Raw genomic sequence first — 20686 nt, forward strand, 5'->3', positions numbered from 1 at the left:
AGCCGCTGGCACTCCCCCCGCAAGAGATCGATCAGCATGGCCAACACCTACGACCTCATCCTGACAGGCGGCATCGTGGTCAACCATGACGGCGAGGGACCACGTGACATCGGCGTGAAGAATGGGCGCATCGCCGCCATCGGCGATCTCCGCCAGGCTTCGGCCGGCGAGACGATCGACTGCCGAGGCCTGCACATCCTGCCGGGTGTCGTCGACAGCCAGGTGCATTTTCGCGAGCCCGGATTGGAGCACAAGGAAGACCTGGAAACGGGCTCACGGGCGGCGGTGCTCGGCGGTGTCACCGCCGTGTTCGAAATGCCTAACACCAACCCGTTGACCACCAGCGATACAACGCTTGCCGACAAGGTCCGGCGCGGCGGTGGCCGCATGCATTGCGATTTTGCGTTTTGGGTCGGCGGCACCCGCGACAACGCCAGGGATGTCGGCGAGCTTGAGCGGCTACCGGGTGCGGCCGGAATAAAGGTCTTCATGGGGTCGTCCACCGGCGATCTGCTGGTCGAGGACGACGAAGGCGTCGCCTCGATCCTGAGGAATACCCGCCGCCGGGCCGCCTTTCATTCGGAGGACGAGTTCCGGCTGCGCGAGCGGCTGGGCTTACGCATCGAGGGCGACCCGTCTTCGCATCCGGTCTGGCGTGACGAGATCGCCGCCTTGCGCTGCACCGAACGGCTGGTGCGCATCGCGCGCAACGTTCGCGCCCGCATCCACGTCCTGCATATCTCGACCGCGGAGGAAATATTGTTCCTTGAGCAGCACAAGGACGTCGCGACCTGCGAGGCGACGCCGCACCACCTGACGCTGAGCGCCGACGACTATGCCCGGCTCGGCACTCTGATCCAGATGAACCCGCCGGTACGTGCCGCGCGCCACCGCGACGGTGTCTGGCACGGTATCGCACAAGGCATTGTCGATGTGCTCGGCTCCGACCACGCCCCGCATACGCTGGCCGAGAAGGCAAAACCCTATCCGGCCTCGCCCTCGGGAATGACCGGCGTGCAGACCCTGGTGCCGATCATGCTCGACCACGTCAATGCCGGGCGCCTGACCCTGCAGCGCTTCGTCGACGTCTCGAGCCATGGTCCGCAGCGTATCTTTGGCATGGCCAGAAAGGGACGCATCGCCGCCGGCTACGATGCCGACTTCACCATCGTGGACATGAAGCGGCGCGAGACCATCACCAATGCGCAGGCCGGTTCGAAGGCCGGCTGGACGCCTTATGACTGCAAAGAGGTCACCGGCTGGCCGGTCGGCACCATCATTCGCGGCCACCGTGTCATGTGGGAAGGCGAAATCATCACCCCAAGCCAGGGCAGAGCGGTGGAGTTTTCCGAGGCGCTGCCGGTTTAGATCAACCATCGGCAATGCGTCACGTCTTTGATTTTCAAGCGTTCCGTACTATGTTCAGTACACTGTGAATGCACATATCGCGCCTATGATTGACCCGGCCGAGTTCCCAGAGCTGCAAGCGCTGTTGTGGAGCCGTGATGCTGCACGCCCAATCCCGGCCGAGGAAGCATTTGCGTTGTATGAGCGCAATTGGCGCTTTGTCGACCAGACGCGACTTACAGCGCGTGAAGAGCTGATTATCCAGGATCTTGCCGACAAATTCGGTCATGGCATCCTTTTAACTGCCGGCTAGGATTCCGTCATCACCGAAAGAACCTGCAGGCCCGCTCAAACAATAGCGCCCACGACCTGTATGAGCGAACTGGCTCCTGAGCTTCGCACCAGTCTTCCCACAAACAAACAGGCTCAAACTCAGTCGCCGGCGACGAAGAAGGACCATTGTCCGGCGGGCGTGATGCCGACGCGGTAGAAGATATAGGCGCCGAACTGCTTCATGTCGTCGAAATCACCGGCGGTGACGATCTTGAACAGCTCGACCCGTTGCTTGGCGTCGAGCTTGTCCAGCGGCAGCGCGAAGAAGTAGGGCCAGACATAGAGTTCCTGCGGTGTCCGGGCGTCGACATGGACATAACCGGCACTGAGCACTTCCTCCAGTATGGCCAGGATCTCCTGGCCATCCGGGTCGCCCGAGAGCCCTTTCAGGAAGGCGACGGCATCGCCATCGATGTCGGTCAGCGACAGCTGCGTCATGCTGTCGCCCGTGCCGATCAGGGGCCTGAGCTTCTCGATGTCGCCGCTCTTGCAGGCTTCGATCATCAGGTTATGCATGCGCCGCACCGGCTCGGGCAGCTTGCCGAGGTCGTAGACGACCTCCGGCAGGGGCGCCTCGGGATCGACACGCGGCCTGTTAGAGCCGCTGTCGGCAGGGCGGTCGGGCTCTGCCGCGTCGGGTTCGGCCGGCTGGCTGGTCGAAGGCGTTCCCACCGGGTCGGGCATCGGAATGGCACTGCCGGGCGGTGAGACATCGTCGTCCGCCGTTCGTGTGACCGGCGAGGGGAGTTCCTCGCGCTGGATTTCGCTTAATGCAAGTGCAGGGCTGCTTGCGAGGCACATCAAAAGCGGGATCGCGGCACGGCAAGCAGCAAAGCGGATGTGGAGAACCAAGCCCTTCGGCCTGGCTGACACCGGAAAATTCACTGCCCGTATCCCCCTGCTCACGGGCATGATGCCCGAACGGAACTCCATCGTCAAAGAACCGGACGTCGGTTCAGTGCCGCAGCCGCTCGGGTTCGAAGGCGCCAGCAATCACCTTTTCACGCATGCGGTCGAGCAGGGCAAGCGCTGATGTCTCGCCGTTGGCGCGCAACATTTCACCGAATGCGGTCTCGAGCGCCGCCTCGGCAATGATCTCGGGCTCGATGCCGGCCGAAAGGCCCTCCGCCCAGGCTTCGCTGTGGCTCTCAACCGCCGTCAGGCGCTTTTCTTCCCTGACCAGCGCGTCGATATCGTTGGCAGCATGTTCCATAAGCGATGTCCACCCTTTCAAGCGGCAACCCATCAGTGTGGATCAGGCTTGATCTGTTCTGTTCATACGCGGCTCCAGTAAGTCTCTGTAAATACGACATTTTTTTGATCGTCTTTTACAGGGGCCAACTGTGTCTGGCGAAGCTGCGTTTCAACCCATATCAAACTTAGCCGATTAGGCCGGCCTGCGGGGCGAAAACCTTCAGTTTGAGTTAATTCCGCACGCAAGCGGTAACGTTTGATTAACACTGTTGCACAAGTGCAACATCAGGATTGCACCAAGACCTTGATTGGCACAAGACGGATATGCCTGTGGTCGCCGGCAGCAGCGAGAATATCTGTTGATGGACGTCCAGACTGCCTATCCACTCAAGCAGCAGCCGCAGAACCGATATCTTTGCTTCACACAGTTCCCAGATAGAATGCGTTCCAGGTCTTCCTGCCGGTGTCACTAGTTGCCATAGCGCGAGGCGATGTCGCGCGACAGCGTCTCGCCTTCCTTCATGTAGCGGCTGATGGCTTCCGTGGCTGACGTTGTACACCGTGTATAAGTGCCCCCGAAGGAGCGATAGCCGCGGTTGAAGCTGGCGATGAAGCGGGCGCGCCGCTCGGCATCCGGGTTCTCCGAATCGATCAGCTTCTGCATCTCGACACGCCATTGGTCGCCCTTCTCGCCGCACAAATTGCGCAGGAAATGCAGCGATCCCAGGATTTCGGCCAGCCGCATCAATCCGGGCTCGAACGGCGCCTCGGCACTCGACGCAGGCCGCGCCGCCAGTGTCATGCCGACGGCGAGGCACAAAGCGACGAGAAATGGAGAGCGGCTCATAAATCTATGTGACCAAACAATTTGTCGCCTGCAAGGCGTTTCCAGAACAACTCTTGAGGTTTTCAGCGACTTTCAGAGGAGCTGTCGGAACGGCCGAGCAACTCCTGCGCGACCATAAGCACCGAACCGGCGAGCGGCAGCGCCGCCATCTCGCGGAGGGTGTAGAACGCGGCTGTCTCGGCATCGTCACTAGCCACTGCCTCGCCGCCGGCATAAGCGGCGCCGAAGACCGTGAGGCGGTAATCGACCGGATGAAGGTCGTCCCTGCCGTCGATATGGATTTCCCGAAGCGGGCGAAAACCAGCGGCATGCAAACCAGTCTCCTCCATGAGTTCGCGGCGAGCCGCATCCTCCAGTGTCTCGCCGGGCTCGACCTTGCCGCCCGGAAAGGCATACAGCCCTTGGGAAGGCTGCCTTGCCCGCTTCACCAGCAGCACGGTGTCGTTGCGCACCACGGCGACCGAGACTGCCGGCAGCGTTGTTCGTATATCGTTCATGCCTGACTTTCGATTGCCCGCAGCCCGCTGTGGACGGCCGCCATGAGACAGTTTTAGCGGTTGCAGTGCGGCTGTTCCATCGCCACTTTCTGGCTGACCCGTTCGAAGGCAGGAGCTATCGATCATGTGCGGACGTTTTGCCTTGACCGCGACGCCGGACCAGACCGCTGCCTTTCTGGGGCTGGCCGAGCTGGAGGATTTCCCGGCGCGCTACAACATCGCGCCGACTCAGCCGGTCCTGATGGCGACCGCCGGCGCGCCGAGGGCGCCGGGCTCCAACCTGCCGGACCGCCACCCGATGCTGGTGCGCTGGGGGCTCATTCCCGCCTGGGTGAAGGACACCAGGGAATTTCCGCTGCTGTTCAACGCGCGTTCGGAAGGGGCAATCGAAAAGGCCTCGTTCAAGGCCGCCATGCGCCATCGCCGCGCCTTGGTGCCCGCGTCCGGCTTTTATGAATGGCGCCAAACCGGCGGCAAGAAGGGGCAGCCTTACTGGATACGGCCCCGGCATGGCGGGTTGGTCGCCTTTGCCGGTTTGATCGAAACCTATGCCGAGCCCGGTGGTTCGGAAATGGACACCGGCGCCATCCTGACCGTCAACGCCAACGCCGACATCGCCCATATTCATGACCGGATGCCGGTGGTGATCGACATCTCCGAGTTTGCCCGCTGGCTGGATTGCCGCACGCAGGAGCCGCGCGATGTCGCCGACCTGTTGCGGCCGGCGCTAACGGGCTTCTTCGAGGCGATTCCCGTGTCCGACTGCGTCAACAAGGTCGCCAACACCGGACCGGAGATTCAGGTGAGGGGCGAGATCGGGCCGGTGCCCGAGAAAGCCGGGCGCCAGAAGCCCGGCGCGGATGACAGTCAGATGACGCTGTTTTAGCGAAAGCCTGTCGAGGCTTTGTTCCAGGGCGCCTGTTCGCGCCCTCGTCGCCGGCGATTGCGCCGGCCGCACCGCTTCAGGCAGCGCGAGGCGATACGATCTTCGGAGCGGGCTTCTTCTTCTTCGCCGTGTGAAGAAGGGCGGCGACGATCGCGGCCGGGCCGATCGCGCGATAGTGGCTGGCCAGCGCCGGTTGCTTGGCGCGATTGGCGTCTTGCTTGCTTCGAGGCATGTTTCTCTTCCCAGGTAACGTTTTCGTGTTTTGCGTTTGACCGTTGAAATCCGACCAAATCGTGACGCTTGGTGATCTAGCCGGGGAATGTTTCATGACTGTGCCGACATGTTTAATAAAATGTTTCACTGCCTGATTCCGCGTGATCGAGCGACGCGATAGTCAGTCTTGGCGACGTTTTTCCTGGCATCAGCGGCTTGACGGCAACACTGGTCAAGGCGATAAAGCCGCCCATGAAAACGTCTTTCGCCATTTGTGGCATTTGCATTATTGGCTAGCCTCGCGCTGGTCCGGACGTTTTCGCCTCATCTTTCCCTAGATTGGACAAACGCCCCGGCCAGCAGGCTGGAGCCTGATTTGCGCCTTGGCGCGGGGCTGGCTCCATCCAGACAAGAAGTTTTGAACCGGGAAAGCATGGAATGTCGGACGCATTTAAGGGCCTGCGCCTCTATAACACGCTGACGCGCACGAAGACGGACTTCGTTCCGATCGATGCGCTGAACGTGCGCATGTATGTCTGCGGCCCGACCGTCTACGATTTCGCCCATATCGGCAATGCTAGGCCAGTCATCGTCTTCGACGTGCTGTTCCGTCTGCTGCGCCATGTCTACGGGCAGACACATGTCACCTATGTGCGCAACATCACCGACGTCGACGACAAGATCAACGCGCGTGCGCTGCGCGATTTCGGCGGCGAGATTGCAGCTGGAAAATTGTCGCTCAACGAAGCCATCCGGCGGGTGACTGAAAAGACCGCCGACCAGTTCCACAGGGATGTCGCCACGCTCGGCTGCCTGGAGCCGACGGTCGAACCGCGCGCCACCGAATTCGTCGAGCCCCGCGCCGACGGCAAGGCAGACATGATCACCCTGATTCAAAGCCTGATCAAACGCGGCCATGCCTATGTTGCGGCAGGCGAAGTGCTGTTCGACACGGCGTCGATGCCGGACTATGGGCAATTGTCGAAGCGCAATCTCGACGAGCAGCAGGCCGGAGCCCGCATCGCCGTCGACGCGCACAAGAAGAACCCCGGCGATTTTGTGCTGTGGAAACTGTCGAGCCCGGAAGAGCCGGGCTGGGAAAGCCCGTGGGGCAGGGGGCGACCGGGCTGGCATATCGAATGCTCGGCGATGTCGGCTGCCTATCTCGGCGAGGTCTTCGACATCCATGGCGGTGGCCTCGACCTGATCTTCCCCCATCATGAGAACGAGATCGCTCAGTCGCGCTGCGCCCACGGCACCGATGTGATGGCCAACATCTGGATGCACAATGGCTTCCTGCAGGTGGAGGGGCAGAAGATGTCGAAGAGCCTCGGCAATTTCTACTCGATCCATGAATTGCTGGAGACCGAGACCTTTGGCGGCCGCTCATGGCCGGGCGAGGTTCTGCGGCTGGCGATGCTGATGACGCATTACCGCGAGCCGATCGATTTCTCCGTGCGCAAGCTGGAAGAGGCGGAGAACACATTGCGCAAGTGGAAACGTGCCGCGGACCTGGCGCCGGCGACCGGGCAACTGCCGGCAAAGGTGTTGGAAGCACTCTCCGACGATCTGGCCACCTATGCCGCCTTCCAGCAATTGACCCAGCTAGCCGGAGAGGCCACCGAATTCGACGGCCCCGGTGAGAACGCCGCCGCCGCGTCGCTGAAGGCGGCACTTCTCTTCCTCGGCTTCGACATCGGTTCAGCCAAGGTCGACGAGGCTGATGTCGCCAGGGCAATCGCCAGGCGTCTGGAATTGATCGCCGCCAAGAACTGGGCCGAAGCCGACCGCATCCGCGACGACCTTTTGGCACAAGGTGTACAGTTGAAGGACGGCAAGGATCCGGCCACGGGCGAACGCGTAACGACATGGGAGGTCAAGCGGTGAGGGTGGCGATGCCCAGGCAGTTGGCGAAAGCGCCGATGCCAGCCAATCTCCCCCCTTGCGGGGGAGATGTCCGGCAGGACAGAGGGGGGTGGGAAGGATCGCCTGCCTCTCAATTCTTCTTCAACGATCAATCACGCATCATATCGCCACGATCAACTGAGAGGCTGGCGGGACAGCACCCCCCTCTGCCCTGCTGGGCATCTCCCCCGCAAGGGGGGAGATCGGCCGTGTTGCCCGCTTTCGCCAATCACCAAGGTAGGTGTGATTGATGGGACACGACCTTGTTCCGTCACGTCAGCGCAAGAACGCAAAATCCATGCGTCACGTCATGACCGACGCCGAGCTGAAGCTTTGGAACGAGTTGCGCGCTCATCGGCTGATGGGATTGAGCTTTCGTCGGCAGGTGCCCATGGGGCCTTACATTGTTGATTTCGCTTGTTCAGCAAAGTGCTTGATCGTCGAGGTCGATGGCAGCCAGCATGCAAATGTCGACCAGGCGGAACGCGATGAGGCGCGGTCCGCCTATCTGAAGCGCAGCGGCTGGACCATCCTGCGGTTCTGGAACGACGATGGCATTCGCGATATCGACAACGTCTGCCAGCACATTGTGATCGAAGCCGGTTTGGCCGGTGCCGAAGCGCCGGCATACGAACCGTCAAGGGAGGCATTTCCATGATCGACCATCTCGGCATCACCGTTGCCGATTTCGACGTTTCGAAGGCTTTCTACGACAAGGCAATGGCGCCGCTTGGCGCCACTCTGCTCTATATGGTGCCGTTGGAGTACACGGGTGGCGCCAGGGTCGGCGGATATGGCCGCGACCGGCCGGTGTTCTGGCTGAGCTCGGCCAGGGACAAGCCCCGGGATCGCCAGCACGTCGCCTTCACCGCGCGCAACCGTGCCGAGGTCGACGCCTTCCATGCCGCGGCGCTTGCCGCCGGCGGCAAGGATAATGGCGGGCCGGGTCTGCGTCCCCACTATCATCCGAACTACTACGGCGCCTTCGTCTTCGACCCTGACGGCAACAATGTCGAGGCGGTCTGCCATGATCCGGAGTGAGATGCGATGAGCCTCGACAACCGGCCGGTCTATACGGGCGGCTGCCAGTGCGGTGCGGTGCGCTTCCGCGTCGAGGGCGCGCTCGGCGACGCCTCGATCTGCCACTGCCGCATGTGCCAGAAGGCGAGCGGCAATTTCTACCTGCCGCTGGTCTCGGTGCGCGGCGCCAAGGTCGATTGGACGCGCGGTGAGCCCAAGCGTTTCCGCTCCTCCAACGCCGTCTGGCGCGGCTTCTGTGGCGAATGCGGCACGCCGCTGACCTTCGAGGCGCCCGACGGCATGGCGCTCGCCATCGCCACCTTCGACGATCCGGCTGATGTCGCGCCGATCATCCAATGGGGCACGGAGGCAAAGTTGCCCTATGTGGATTCCATTCCGCAATTGCCGGGCGAGGACACGATGGCTGACGTGGGGTCGGCCCCCTATCTCGCCGAGCTCGTCTCCTATCAGCATCCCGATCACGACACCGACCGATGGCCGCCGGAGGAAAGACCATGACCGAGACTGTTCGAACTGGTGGTTGCCAATGCGGCGCCGTGCGCTTCCGCATCCACGGCAAGCTCGGACGCCCGTCCATTTGCCATTGCCGCATGTGCCAGAAACAGTTCGGCAATTTCTTCGGCGCGCTGGTGACCGTGCCGAAGGACAGCGTCGAATGGACCCATGAGGAGCCGCATTACTTTCAATCCTCGGTCAATATCGACCGAGGATTCTGCGCCCGCTGCGGCACGCCGCTGACCTACCGCCAGCCCGACGGCCTGGAGATCGCCATCGGCGCCTTCGACGACCGTTCGGACCTCGCACCACAGATCCAGGTCAACTACGCCTTCAGGCTGCCCTGGGTGGAGAAGATTTTCGAGGCTCCGATCCACGACGATCCCGACTACTACGCGCGGCAGGAGCAGATCATCTCCTTCCAGCATCCCGACCACGAAACGGCCAACTGGCCGCAGCAAGGCTTGAAACTATGACAATTGCCACCGGTTCTCTGCGCACCCTCTATCCGGAAATCGAACCGTTCGATGGCGGCATGCTCGATGTCGGCGACGGCCATATGGTCTATTGGGAGCGTTCCGGCACCAAGGGTGCCAAGCCGGCCGTGTTCCTGCATGGCGGGCCAGGCGGTACCATTTCGCCAAAACATCGACGGCTGTTCGATCCAAAGCTCTACGACGTCATCCTGTTCGACCAGCGCGGCTGCGGAAAATCGACGCCGAACGCCTCGCTTGAAGCCAATACCAGCTGGCATCTCGTCGCCGACATCGAACGTCTGCGCGAAATGTCCGGCTTCGATAGATGGCTGGTGTTCGGCGGCTCCTGGGGCTCGACGCTGGCGCTCGCCTATGCCGAGACGCACCCCGATCGGGTCAGTGAACTGGTGGTGCGCGGCATCTACACGCTGACCCGGGCAGAACTCGAATGGTACTATCAGTTCGGCGTCTCCGAGATGTTTCCCGACAAGTGGGAGCGGTTCCTGGCGCCGATCCCCGAGGCCGAGCGCGGCGACATGATGGCGGCCTACCGCAAAAGGCTGGTCGGTACGGACCGCAAGGCGCGGATAGAAGCGGCTCGCGCCTGGAGCCTGTGGGAAGGCGAGACGATCACGCTGCTGCCGGAGCCCGAAACCAGCGGTCCGTTTGGGCAGGACGACTATGCCGTCGCCTTCGCCCGCATCGAAAACCACTATTTCGTCCATGCCGGCTGGCTGGAAGAGGGGCAGCTGCTGCGCGACGCGTACAAGCTCAAGGACATCCCCGGTACAATTGTCCACGGCCGCTACGACATGCCATGCCCGGCTCGCTACGCCTGGGCGCTGCACAAGGCCTGGCCCAAGGCGGATTTCCACCTCGTCGAGGGCGCCGGCCACGCCTATTCGGAGCCAGGGATACTCGATCAGTTGATCCGGGCTACGGATCGGTTTGCGGGGAAAAATTAGTCGATGTACGGCGCTCCGTCACACCCCCCTCTGCCCTGCCGGGCATCTCCCCCGCAAGGGGGGAGATTGGATGTCGCCGTCGCTTTCGCCAACCTCCGACGCTGCAGGACGAGCGCCGTCGGTAAAGCTGCCGATCTCCCCCCTTGCGGGGGAGATGTCCGGCAGGACAAAGGGGGGTGCTCAAGCGCCTTGCCATGATGAAAAAGCAAAGATTGTTCCTCTTCGACACCACACTGCGCGACGGCCAGCAGACGCCTGGCATCGACTTTTCGGTCGAGGACAAGATCGCGATCGCAAAACTGCTTGACGAATTCGGCATGGACTATGTCGAGGGCGGTTATCCCGGCGCCAATCCGACCGACACTGCATTCTTTCAGCAGAAGCGCACGGCGACGGCCAAATTCGTCGCCTTCGGCATGACCAAGCGGGCAGGGGTGTCGGCGTCCAACGACCCGGGCCTTGCCGCGCTTGTCCAGTCGAAATCGGACGCCATCTGCTTCGTTGCCAAGAGTTGGGATTATCACGTTCGCGTCGCGCTTGGCTGTACGAACCAGGAGAATCTCGACGCCATCAAGGCTTCGGTCGAGGCCGCTGTCGCTTCAGGCAAGGAAGCGATGGTCGACTGCGAGCATTTCTTCGACGGCTTCAAGGCCAATCCGGACTATGCGCTGGCCTGCGCAAGGACGGCGTATGACGCCGGCGCACGCTGGGTGGTATTGTGCGACACCAATGGCGGCACGCAGCCCTCGGAAGTGCGCGGCATCGTCGACAAGGTCATCGCGGCAGGCATACCGGGCGACCGTCTCGGCATCCATGCCCATGACGACACCGGCCAGGCCGTGGCGAATTCGCTTGCCGCCGTCGAGGCCGGCGTGCGGCAGATCCAGGGCACGCTGAACGGCATCGGCGAGCGCTGCGGTAACGCCAACCTGATCTCCATCATCCCGACGCTGGCGCTGAAGCCGGCATTCGCGGATCGCTTCGAGACGGGTATTTCGGCGGAAGCCCTGACCGGCATTTCACGTCTGTCGCGCGCCTTCGACGAATTGCTGAACCGCGCGCCGGAAGCGCAGGCGCCCTATGTCGGCGCCTCGGCCTTCGCTACCAAGGCCGGCATCCACGCTTCCGCCCTGGCCAAGGAGCCAGCGACCTATGAGCATGTAGAGCCGGAAGCCGTCGGCAACCGTCGCCGCGTCATGGTCTCCGACCAGGGCGGCAAGGCCAATTTCCTCGCCGAGCTGAAGCGGCGCGGCATCGATGTGCCGAAGGACGATCACCGGCTCGACGCGCTGATCGCCGTCGTCAAGGAGCGCGAGGCCGAAGGCTATGCTTATGAAGGTGCCGACGCCTCATTCGAGCTCCTGGCGCGCAAGATGCTGCACGGCCTGCCCGAATTCTTCAACGTCACCTCGTTTCGCTGCATGGTCGAGCGTCGCTTCGACGCCAATGGCCAGTTGAAGACGGTGTCCGAGGCGATCGTGAAAGTGCTGGTCGACGGTGAGGAGAAAATGTCGGTGGCCGAGGGCCATGGCCCGGTCAACGCGCTCGACATCGCGCTGCGCAAGGATCTCGGCAAGTACCAGAACGAGATCGTCGATCTCGAACTTGCCGACTTCAAGGTGCGTATCCTCAATGGCGGCACCGAGGCCATCACCCGTGTCCTGATCGAATCGCATGATTCCTCTGGGGCCCGCTGGTGGACGGTCGGTGTGTCGGAAAATATCATCGATGCGTCCTTCCAGGCGCTGATGGATTCGATCGTCTACAAGCTGATGAAGAATCGCGAGATGGCGGGACTTGTTGCGGCCGAGTAAGTTTGAACCATCAGCGAAAGTCCATTGATCCATCAGAACTTTGCGATGGTCTTGCCAGGGTTGCTAGGCCATAGCGTTGGCCCATGGCCACTGAAGCAATTACCCTTGACGCAGATTCAAAAGCCCGCCGCGGCTTCCTGCTGGCGCTGGGTGCCTATCTCCTGTGGGGATTGCTGCCTTTCTACATGAAGGCGGTGGCGCATCTGCCGCTTGCCGAGGTGATCGCCCATCGCGTCGTCTGGTCCGTGCCGATCGCCGCGGCGGTTCTGGTCTGGGCCGGCCGCACGGCGGACTTCAAGGCGGCAATTCGTTCGCCCCGCACCATCGCCATGGCGGCGCTGACGGCGGCACTGATCTCGATCAACTGGGGCATTTATGTCTGGGCGATCGCCGTCGACCGCACCGTCGAGACCGCGCTCGGCTACTACATCAATCCGCTGGTCAGCGTCGTCGTCGGCGCGCTGCTGCTGGGCGAGCGGCTCGACCGTTTGCAGGTCGGTGCGGTGGTGCTTGCGGCGGTTGCGGTCGCGGTGCTGACTATCGAAGGCGGCAAGTTGCCCTGGGTGTCGCTGGCATTGGCGTTTTCCTTCGCCGCCTACGGCTTCTTACGCAAGACGCTGCCGATCGGGCCAAGCCAGGGCTTTCTGCTCGAGGTGCTTCTGCTGTCCGTGCCGGCTCTCGGCTATATCGTCTACTTGATTGCGACCGGACAGGATCACATCGTATCCAGCACTGGCACCGATACGGCGTTGCTGATCGGCTGCGGTCCGATCACATCGGTGCCGCTGCTTTTGTTTGCGTTCGGCGCCAAGCTTTTGCGGCTCTCCACCATCGGCATCATGCAGTACATCGCGCCGACCATGGTGTTCCTGATCGCGGTGCTGATCTTCAACGAGCCGTTCGGCACCACGCAGGCCGTCGCCTTTGTCCTGATCTGGGCGGCACTCGCGATCTATTCCTGGTCGATGTTGACCAGCGCGCGCAGGGCGGCTCGATAGAAAGTTTCAATGCGGAGGACCTTCGCCCTTCGGCGCCAGAAGTTGCCAAGCTGCCGCTACAGCCCCCGGCCAAGGCGCCTGACAAAAAGATAGGTGGCCGCCGCGATGGCCAACGACACTGCCGTCACAATCCAGAAGCCCATTGGCGTGTCCACCAGCGGCAGCCCGCCGACATTCATGCCGAAGAGGCCTGAGATGATGGTCATCGGCAGCAGCACCGCCGTCAGCACCGAAAGAATGTAGAGCAGCTGGTTCGACTGCATCGTCAGTTTCGCCATCAGTTCGTCCTGCAATAGCCTCGTGCGCGCTTGCAACTGCTCGCCGTCGTGATAGAGGGTCTGCGCTCGGTGCGAGAGCCTGGCGGCCATGTCGTTTATGGGGTCGGGCAGCTCGTCGCGATGTGCATGGTCGAGATGCCTGAACAGATTGGTGAGCGTCGCCATCTGCCGGTGGATGACCACCAGTTGCCGGCGCGCCTCGACCAGCGCTTGCCGCTCATTGTGCCATGCATCGCGCACGACGCGGTCCTCGATACCGTCCAGCGTATCGCCGAGCTTGCCGAGTTCGCTCGCCATGCCGTCGAGCGACTGGCCCATGACGGCCTCGATCAGGTCCGACGGCGAGCGGAATTTGCGTGATCCATTTTCCACCGCCTTGCGAACGGCGTCGACAGACTCCAGCGGCTGCTTGCGGGCGCCTATCAACATTGTGTCGTTGAAGGCGAAGCGGAAATGGACGAGCCCGCGTGCCTCCGAAAAGTCGTGCTTGAGGTCCGGCAAATCGCCATAGAGCCAGCCATCCTCATAGTCGATGTGACAGCCATGGCTTGGCGCCAGGAAAGCATCGCGCGCCGGGGCCGGCAGAACCTTCTCCGCGCCGATCTCCTGGCGTGCATGCAGATCGGTGATCTGGTAGCTGCGCCAAGTCCAGTGCGCGGTGGCGGCATCCTTGCTCCGCACGCCTTCCGCGGTGAAATGATAGATGAAGAACAGCCCGTGCTCGTCGGGCAGGTAGGGCGACAGGTCGGCGCCTTCCGGGGCGAGGGCGGTATCCATGGGCATAGTGCCAGATGCAAGTTTCGGACGTGGCGCCGCGTGGCGGCTACCTCACCGCGATTTCTAGCACGCGCGGACCCGTTTCCGTGTGACGGTTTCTTGACAGTCGATCACAGTGTGTCGACGAGCAGCAATGCGGTGGCGATAGGGCAGTAGGGCAGTAGGGCAGTAGGGCAGTAGGGCAGTAGGGCAGTAGGGCAGTAGGGCAGTAGGGCAGTAGGGACTGTCTTTCCCTACTGCCTTACTGCCTATTCCCTATTCCCCTAACCTTACATTTTGTCGATCACCGATTGTACGCCCTCGGTTGGTGCGTCGACGGAGGAGCCGGCCACCATGATGGCGGCGACGATGGCCTCGGGGTCGTTGACGACTAGCGGCTTGACCCGTTGCGCGGTGTGGATGAAACCCTCTGCGGTCATGTGATCAAGCAGTGTCAGCATCGGATCCCAGAATCCGCCGACATTGCCGAACACGATCGGTTTGCGGTGGTGGCCGAGTTGCGCCCAGGTCATGATCTCGACGATCTCCTCGACCGTGCCGATGCCGCCTGGCAACGCCACAAAGGCGTCGGATTTCTCGAACATTCTATGTTTGCGCTCGTGCATGTTGTCGGTGATCAACAGCTCGTCGAGCCGGTCGAGCGCGGTTTCGGTTGCTTCCCTGTTGATCAGGAAGCGGGGAATGATGCCCGTCACCTTGCCGCCGGCCTTGAGCGCGCCTTCGGCGACGGCGCCCATGATACCCTTGGTGCCGCCGCCATAGATCAGCCTGAGGCCGGAGCGCGCGAGCGAGCGCCCGAGCAGGTGGCCGGCCTTGGCGTAAGTTTCATCGCGGCCCGGAGACGAGCCGCAATAGACGCAGACGGATCGAATCGTGTTCATACCGATGATTGGTGATTGGGTCTGAAAGCGCGGTCAAGCCCCAAGGGCCAAGAAGGGCGGGCTTTTTCTTGTCGGTCGTGGCAAAACACGCTAGACCGGCATTAGGTGGCTAAGGGGTAGCGAAATACATGGCAATCAATCCATTAAAGGCGTTCTTGTTCGCGGCGGGTGGGACCGTCGCGGCCGTGGGAACAGCCTATGTGTCGGGCGCGCTCGACCCTTATCTTCATCGTAAACCGCCGGCGGAAGTCGCGGCATTGACACCGCCAGCGGCACAGAAACCTGCGGATGCGGGCACGGAAGCACGCCTGCCGGCGCAGGCAACGACCGCTCCAGCCGCCCCCGCAACCGGTGCGGCAGCGCCCGCAACGGCCGGTCCGGTCACGCCGACTTTCGATGTCGTGCGTGTCGAGGCCAATGGCTCGATCGTCGTCGCCGGCAATGCGGCGCCCAGCTCGAAGGTCGAGATCCTCAACGGCACGCCGGTGCTCGGTTCGGCGGTGGCGGGTCCCGATGGCGCTTTTGTCATCGTGCTCGACGATCCGTTGAAGCCCGGCGACTATACAATTGCACTGCGTTCGACGACCGGCAGTATCGTGACGACCTCGGCGCAAACCGCTGTCGTCTCGGTTCCCGCGACTGCCTCCGGCCAGGTTCTGGCCATGGTCGAGGAGCCGGGCAAGCCGGCCGAACTGCTCACAGTTCCCGCGCCCGAAAAGAAACCGGAAGCACAGACAGCCGGCAACCAGGCTGTCGCAGGAGCGGCCGCCCCAGCCACCGAATCGCCGGCTGCAACCGCGCCGGCACCGGCAGCTCAGGCCGCCGTATCCGTGGGTGAACCCAAGATCGTCGTCGAGGCGGTCGAGATCGACGGCAACAAGATCTTTGTCGCCGGCCTTGCCGATCCGGGCCGCAAGGTCCGCGCCTATGCCAACGACATCCTGCTCGGTGATGCACAGACATCGCCCGACGGGCATTTCCTTGTCGAAGCGACACGGGACGTTCCGGTCGGCAGCTATACCATCCATGTCGACGGCCTCGATGCCGACGGGGTGAAGGTCGTGGCCCGTGCCGCCGTGCCGTTCGAGCGAGAGCCGGGCGAGGCGGTCGCCGCCGTGGCCCCGGATACCAAGTCCGCGGAGGCAAAACCGGCCGAAGCAAAGCCGGCCGCACCTGCCGCTGAAGCTCCGGCCGTTGTCGCTGCCGCAACGCCGCCAAGCGACGTGCCCGAGACCGTGGCGCCCAAACTCGAATATGCCGGCGGCGCCGTCATTATTCGCCGCCATGACACATTGTGGCGGATTTCGCGGCGCGTCTACGGCTATGGCATGCGCTACTCCACCATCTACCTCGCCAACCAGGATCAGATCAGGAATCCTGACCGCATCTGGCCCGGTCAGGTGTTCAAGGTGCCGGGAAAGTCCAAGGAAGGCGAAGCCGCCGACCTCAAGGCGATAGGTGAGCAGGCGACGACGGCGCCGGCGAAGACGCAGTAGGAAAAGGTCGGCAATTCAGGCGATCTACCCATCGGTCTAGCTTGCCCTGTCATCGTTCATCGTCTATCGCCGATGAACGATGACAGAATCCGTCCTTGAACCAGACCGCGCCAACGCTCTGCCCAGCTGCATCCCCGATAGCCGGGCCGTCGCGGCGCGGTTCGCTGCACTGTCGCATCCGGCGCGTATCGAGATACTGAAGCACCTCTCGGCCAGCAATTCCTGCTGCTGCCGCGAGGTCGTCGACCGTTTCGATCTGGCGCAGTCGACCGTGTCCCAGCATCTCAAAATACTGGTCGAGGCCGGCCTGGTCCGGTTCGAGCCGGATCGTCAGCGCTCCCGCTATAAGGTCGACCAAGCAGCGCTTGCCGATGTTTCGGCATCGCTGAGCGCACTCATCAATTCCTGCTGCTCCGGCCGCTGATCCTCTCACCCAAGGGCAAGAAAAGTGGCCGAAAAAACCGTCTCCGCCGACACCTCAACTCTCACGACGCTACGCAACCTCTGGCCCTATATGTGGCCGGCCGACCGTGCCGATCTCAGGGCACGGGTGACTTGGGCGACGCTGCTGCTTGTCGTTGCCAAGGTGACATTGGTCGCCGGCCCCTATTTCTTCAAATGGGCAACCGATGCGCTGGCGGGCGGCTTCAAAACGCCGCCGCCGCTGCCGTCGTTCCTGCTCGCCCCGGTGATGCTGGTCATCGCCTACAACGTGCTGAGGCTCGTTCAACTCGGCTTCAACCAGTTGCGCGATGCGCTGTTTGCCCGGGTCGGCCAGCATGCGGTGCGTCAGCTTGCCTTTCGCACCTTCGTCCACATGCATCAGCTGTCGCTGCGCTTCCACTTGGAGCGCCGCACTGGCGGCCTGTCGCGCATCATCGAGCGCGGAACCAAGGGCATCGAAACGATCGTGCGTTTCATCATGCTCAACACCGCCCCGACCATCCTCGAATTCGCGCTGACCGCCGGTATATTCGGTTTCACCTACGGCTGGAAATATGTGGCCGTGGTGGCGGTGACCGTCTGGGTCTATGTCTGGTTCACGGTGAAGGCGAGCGACTGGCGCATCTCGATCCGCCGCGACATGAACGACAGCGACACCGACGCCAACACCAAGGCGATCGATTCGCTGCTCAATTTCGAGACGGTGAAGTACTTCACCAACGAGCGAATGGAGGCCGAGCGCTTCGATCGCTCCATGGCGCGCTACGAGATCGCCGCCACCAAGACCTGGACCTCGCTCGGCTGGCTGAACTTCGGCCAGGGCTTCATCTTCGGCCTCGGCACGGTGGTCGTCATGTGCATGTCGGCGCTGGAGGTGCAGGCCCACACCCAGACCGTGGGTGATTTCGTCTTCATCAACGCCATGCTGGTGCAGCTTTCGGTGCCGCTCAACTTCATCGGCTTCATCTACCGCGAGATTCGCCAGGGCCTTACCGATATCGAGCACATGTTCGACCTGCTCGACGTGCCGCAGGAGATTGTCGACAAGCCCGATGCCAAGCCGCTGGCCGTCGGTGCCGGCAAGGTCGAGTTCCGTGACGTGCATTTCTCCTACGATCCGAACCGCAAGATCCTGAAGGGCGTCAGCTTCGAGGTTCCGGCGGGCAAGACGGTCGCCATTGTCGGACCGTCGGGCGCCGGCAAATCGACCATCTCGCGGCTGCTGTTCCGATTCTACGACGTGCAGGGTGGCCAGGTGCTGATCGACGGCCAGGACATCCGGGATGTGACGCAGGACAGCCTGCGCGCGGTGCTCGGCATGGTGCCGCAGGACACGGTGCTGTTTAACGACACCATCGCCTACAACATCCGCTATGGCCGCGTTGGTGCAAGCGAGGAGGAAGTGCGCAAGGCCGCCGAACTCGCCCAGATCGGGCCGTTTATCGAGAAGCTGCCGGACGGCTACAAGTCGATGGTCGGCGAGCGCGGGCTAAAGCTCTCCGGTGGCGAGAAGCAGCGCGTCGCGATTGCCCGCACCATCCTGAAGGCGCCGCCGATCCTGATGCTCGACGAAGCGACCTCGGCACTTGACAGCCACACCGAGCAGGAGATCCAGGCCGCGCTCGACCTCGTCAGCAAGGGGCGCACCACCATCGTGATCGCCCACCGGCTTTCGACGGTGATTTCCGCCGACGAGATCATCGTGCTGAAGGACGGCCAGATCGCCGAGCGCGGCACCCATGTCGAATTGATGCGCAAGCACGGCCTCTACGCCTCCATGTGGGATCGCCAGCGCGAGGCAACCGAAGCCGAAGAGCGGCTGCGCCGCGCCCGCGAAGGCGACGAGTTCGGCGTCATCGTTCGCCGGCGGACATCGGAGGTAAATTGATTTTTTGCGCTTGACCTCAACTTAAGTTGAGATTGTACGCCGTTCTTGGAGCCCAAAACGACATGGTTCAAGAACGGAAGAATTGAAATGAACGACATAAATCAAAATGTAAACGGCGGCAGCGTGTTCCGAGTCGACAAGTTCGTCGTGCCGGCGCGAGCGCGCGAGGAGATACTCGTCAAGGTCAGGACAACCCACGAATTGCTGCGCCAGCAGCAGGGTTTCGTGCAGGATTTCGTGCTCGAGCAATTTTCGGGGCCGGGCGAATTCAACCTGGTGACGGTCGTCGAATGGGAAAGCCAGGCGGCCGTCGACAATGTCGTGCCGATCGTCAAGGCCGCGCATGAGCGCATCGCCTTCAATCCGCAGGAGACGATCGCCAGGCTCGGAGTGCGAGCCGACATCGCCAATTATCAGCGCGTGCCGGAGGTGTAAGGGGTTATCTTAGAGCCGCGGCGCCTGGTCGATGCGGGCGTTGCTCCTCCTATTCAATAGATCAGGCAAAGGCTTTTATCTCCGACTGCTGGTGATATTGTCCTGATAGAATAATCGCCAATTTACTTCGGAGAATTTCGATGTTTGGGTTTTTCTCGCGTAAATCCAAAGAAGCCTCCGAGAAGAAAGCGCTAGCTTCGGAAGGTAAGGGAGGTAGCCTTCTGGTGCCCCTGATCGTCGTGCCTCGTTCGAAGATCGAAAAGGCTGACGAAAAGCCTTTTCAGCTTGTCATTGCCGTCATGCAATTCGCCGTGACGATGATTTCCAAAGGGCTTTATCGGTATCCAGAGATCAACCCCAAGGCGATGCAGGTATTTCACTCTGACGAGTATTCCTCGGAGGTAAAGAACGGCGGCCACAGTCAATTCATCCATAATGCAGGCGAAGAGATCGACCCAATGATTGCCAACGCCAGAGCTGCGCTCATCGCTTGCGGTGCAAAGGGCCAGTTGGCGACTTTGGAAAAAATGTCGGCATGGGTCGCCAAACATCCCGACAAAGCGGCCGAACAAACGGGCTTCGAGGGTGGCCGCGATGATTTCCTGGATACGCTCGATGACGCATTCTACGAAGCGGACGAAGCCGTGGCGATGGAGGATTTGCTTGCGCGGTGGATCACGTCCTGGCCCGATCTGCAAATTGTCGATGATGACGATTACGACGATGCCATCGACCAACTGGTGCTGGCAAACCCCCAGCGCGAAGGCAGGCTTCTTCACGAGTCGGTTAGCAGACTGGTGCGCCAGATGTTGAGCCAGCGCGAGGTCGGCGCCGGCCTCGCCTGCGCAAAAATATCACCACCGGAGATCAAGCTGGCATTCGGGATGGCAAGAATATTGGACGTCGAAGGCGAAAAGCAGCTGGTTTTCCAGCTTCGAACCAGTTCGAAAGAGCTCCGGCTGTGCGCCGAAACAAAGGCAAGCGTTGCCGTTTACGAACATATCGCGCCCGAAGATCCACCGATCGTACGCCCGAGTGAGAACTCGTTGGGAGCGAACCCACCACGAATCGGCGTGCGGCTTGGTCATGCTGAAGGATCGGAGATCAACGCGGTTATCGAATTGGCCGAGCAATTCCATGCTCCGGTCGCAGTCGACCTTTTGTTGCGCAAAGCCGGGTTCGATCCTGTGGGTGCAGTTGTTTCAGCGAACTCGATGGTGCAAACGGCGGAAGGACCAGTCGTGAATTGGGTGGTAACGGCGTCGGACCGGGCCTTCCTTTTCTTGTCCTCGCCGAACGGCGGTCTGCTCTTGCGGGGCAAGGACGACGAAAAGCTCGCAGAGGCTACCATGTCCGAACTCGACGAGCACTTTGATCGCTCCGCTGCCGCCGGATAGGCATCTGCTCGCGTTTCGGGGGATCCGCCTCCAGTGACCCGCCATCCTCCCCCCATTGTTGCGTTGCGGGCAGGGGGGC

Annotated in this window: 24 protein-coding genes; 16 read left to right on the forward strand and 8 right to left on the reverse strand. The window is 61.9% G+C overall.

Annotated features, from left to right (window positions below; translation table 11 throughout):
* The first annotated feature begins 36 nt into the window (after positions 1–36).
* Both FJ958_RS00175 and FJ958_RS00180 read left to right on the forward strand, forming a co-directional pair.
* The gene (locus FJ958_RS00175) at positions 37–1368 is read left to right on the forward strand and encodes a dihydroorotase (RefSeq protein WP_140737860.1); all 1332 of its coding nucleotides are present in this window, start codon (positions 37–39) and stop codon (positions 1366–1368) included.
* Positions 1369–1453: 85 nt separating this feature from the next.
* Positions 1454–1660 (forward strand): hypothetical protein, encoded by a 207-nt coding sequence (locus FJ958_RS00180; protein ID WP_181176233.1) that lies wholly within the window; start codon positions 1454–1456, stop codon positions 1658–1660.
* A 119-nt stretch (positions 1661–1779) separates the two neighbouring features.
* Here FJ958_RS00180 and FJ958_RS00185 read toward each other — a convergent pair whose 3' ends face one another.
* From FJ958_RS00185 to FJ958_RS00200, 4 genes are all read right to left on the reverse strand, one after another.
* On the reverse strand, positions 1780–2565 hold the full coding sequence (locus FJ958_RS00185) for a hypothetical protein (RefSeq protein ID WP_181176234.1): 786 nt from the start codon (positions 2563–2565) through the stop codon (positions 1780–1782).
* Between the two features lie 70 nt (positions 2566–2635).
* Positions 2636–2893, reverse strand: a complete 258-nt coding sequence (locus tag FJ958_RS00190) for a hypothetical protein (RefSeq protein WP_015318556.1) — start codon at positions 2891–2893, stop codon at positions 2636–2638.
* Positions 2894–3343: 450 nt separating this feature from the next.
* A complete protein-coding gene (locus FJ958_RS00195; protein WP_140612822.1) occupies positions 3344–3721 on the reverse strand; it encodes a TIGR02301 family protein in 378 nt (125 codons plus the stop codon).
* Between the two features lie 62 nt (positions 3722–3783).
* Entirely contained in the window at positions 3784–4218 is a 435-nt protein-coding gene (locus FJ958_RS00200; protein WP_140737866.1) for an NUDIX hydrolase, read from the reverse strand.
* Between the two features lie 124 nt (positions 4219–4342).
* Between FJ958_RS00200 and FJ958_RS00205 the strand changes: the two genes are divergently transcribed.
* Positions 4343–5104, forward strand: coding sequence for an SOS response-associated peptidase (locus FJ958_RS00205; RefSeq protein ID WP_140737869.1), 762 nt, complete (start codon positions 4343–4345; stop codon positions 5102–5104).
* A gap of 76 nt (positions 5105–5180) precedes the next feature.
* Here the strand turns inward: FJ958_RS00205 and FJ958_RS00210 are convergent, their stop codons facing one another.
* The gene (locus tag FJ958_RS00210) at positions 5181–5336 is read right to left on the reverse strand and encodes a hypothetical protein (protein ID WP_140737872.1); all 156 of its coding nucleotides are present in this window, start codon (positions 5334–5336) and stop codon (positions 5181–5183) included.
* A 112-nt stretch (positions 5337–5448) separates the two neighbouring features.
* The gene (locus FJ958_RS31435; protein ID WP_181165741.1) at positions 5449–5589 is read right to left on the reverse strand and encodes a hypothetical protein; all 141 of its coding nucleotides are present in this window, start codon (positions 5587–5589) and stop codon (positions 5449–5451) included.
* 166 nt (positions 5590–5755) lie between these two features.
* On the opposite strand from FJ958_RS31435, the gene cysS reads away from it, so the two are divergent.
* From cysS to rarD, 8 genes are all read left to right on the forward strand, one after another.
* Entirely contained in the window at positions 5756–7204 is a 1449-nt protein-coding gene (gene cysS, locus FJ958_RS00215; RefSeq protein ID WP_140737875.1) for a cysteine--tRNA ligase, read from the forward strand.
* Positions 7205–7472: 268 nt separating this feature from the next.
* Positions 7473–7880 carry an endonuclease domain-containing protein gene (locus tag FJ958_RS00225; protein WP_140737881.1) on the forward strand — a complete coding sequence of 136 codons (408 nt, stop codon included), beginning with the start codon at positions 7473–7475 and terminating at the stop codon, positions 7878–7880.
* On the forward strand, positions 7877–8263 hold the full coding sequence (locus FJ958_RS00230) for a VOC family protein (RefSeq protein ID WP_140737884.1): 387 nt from the start codon (positions 7877–7879) through the stop codon (positions 8261–8263). Before FJ958_RS00225 ends, FJ958_RS00230 begins: the two co-directional genes overlap by 4 nt.
* Positions 8264–8269: 6 nt before the next feature.
* Positions 8270–8761, forward strand: coding sequence for a GFA family protein (locus FJ958_RS00235; protein ID WP_140737887.1), 492 nt, complete (start codon positions 8270–8272; stop codon positions 8759–8761).
* The gene (locus tag FJ958_RS00240; protein WP_140737890.1) at positions 8758–9234 is read left to right on the forward strand and encodes a GFA family protein; all 477 of its coding nucleotides are present in this window, start codon (positions 8758–8760) and stop codon (positions 9232–9234) included. The genes FJ958_RS00235 and FJ958_RS00240 overlap by 4 nt, the downstream gene beginning before the upstream one ends.
* Entirely contained in the window at positions 9231–10199 is a 969-nt protein-coding gene (gene pip, locus FJ958_RS00245; RefSeq protein ID WP_140737893.1) for a prolyl aminopeptidase, read from the forward strand. The genes FJ958_RS00240 and pip overlap by 4 nt, the downstream gene beginning before the upstream one ends.
* A gap of 197 nt (positions 10200–10396) precedes the next feature.
* Complete coding sequence (gene cimA / locus FJ958_RS00255) at positions 10397–12013, forward strand: citramalate synthase (protein WP_140739086.1); 1617 nt, start codon at positions 10397–10399, stop codon at positions 12011–12013.
* 83 nt (positions 12014–12096) lie between these two features.
* Positions 12097–13011, forward strand: a complete 915-nt coding sequence (gene rarD, locus FJ958_RS00260; protein WP_140737896.1) for an EamA family transporter RarD — start codon at positions 12097–12099, stop codon at positions 13009–13011.
* A 56-nt stretch (positions 13012–13067) separates the two neighbouring features.
* On the opposite strand, the gene FJ958_RS00265 is transcribed toward rarD, so the two are convergent.
* Positions 13068–14066: a transporter gene (locus FJ958_RS00265; RefSeq protein WP_181176236.1), complete on the reverse strand. Its 999-nt coding sequence runs from the start codon at positions 14064–14066 to the stop codon at positions 13068–13070.
* A gap of 269 nt (positions 14067–14335) precedes the next feature.
* Complete coding sequence (locus FJ958_RS00270; protein WP_140613400.1) at positions 14336–14947, reverse strand: TIGR00730 family Rossman fold protein; 612 nt, start codon at positions 14945–14947, stop codon at positions 14336–14338.
* Positions 14948–15075: 128 nt separating this feature from the next.
* Here FJ958_RS00270 and FJ958_RS00275 point away from each other — a divergent pair, with 128 nt between their 5' ends.
* The 5 genes from FJ958_RS00275 (at position 15076) to FJ958_RS00295 (ending at position 20607) form a co-directional block, all read left to right on the forward strand.
* A complete protein-coding gene (locus FJ958_RS00275) occupies positions 15076–16443 on the forward strand; it encodes a LysM peptidoglycan-binding domain-containing protein (RefSeq protein WP_140737902.1) in 1368 nt (455 codons plus the stop codon).
* Between the two features lie 79 nt (positions 16444–16522).
* On the forward strand, positions 16523–16867 hold the full coding sequence (locus tag FJ958_RS00280) for a metalloregulator ArsR/SmtB family transcription factor (protein WP_140737905.1): 345 nt from the start codon (positions 16523–16525) through the stop codon (positions 16865–16867).
* 24 nt (positions 16868–16891) lie between these two features.
* The gene (locus FJ958_RS00285; RefSeq protein WP_140613397.1) at positions 16892–18775 is read left to right on the forward strand and encodes an ABC transporter ATP-binding protein/permease; all 1884 of its coding nucleotides are present in this window, start codon (positions 16892–16894) and stop codon (positions 18773–18775) included.
* 87 nt (positions 18776–18862) lie between these two features.
* Positions 18863–19210, forward strand: coding sequence for an antibiotic biosynthesis monooxygenase (locus FJ958_RS00290; protein WP_140737908.1), 348 nt, complete (start codon positions 18863–18865; stop codon positions 19208–19210).
* Between the two features lie 140 nt (positions 19211–19350).
* Complete coding sequence (locus FJ958_RS00295; RefSeq protein WP_140737911.1) at positions 19351–20607, forward strand: DUF4375 domain-containing protein; 1257 nt, start codon at positions 19351–19353, stop codon at positions 20605–20607.
* Positions 20608–20686: the final 79 nt, after the last annotated feature.

This window comes from Mesorhizobium sp. B2-3-5, assembly GCF_006442395.1.
In the GTDB taxonomy this organism is placed as follows: domain Bacteria; phylum Pseudomonadota; class Alphaproteobacteria; order Rhizobiales; family Rhizobiaceae; genus Mesorhizobium.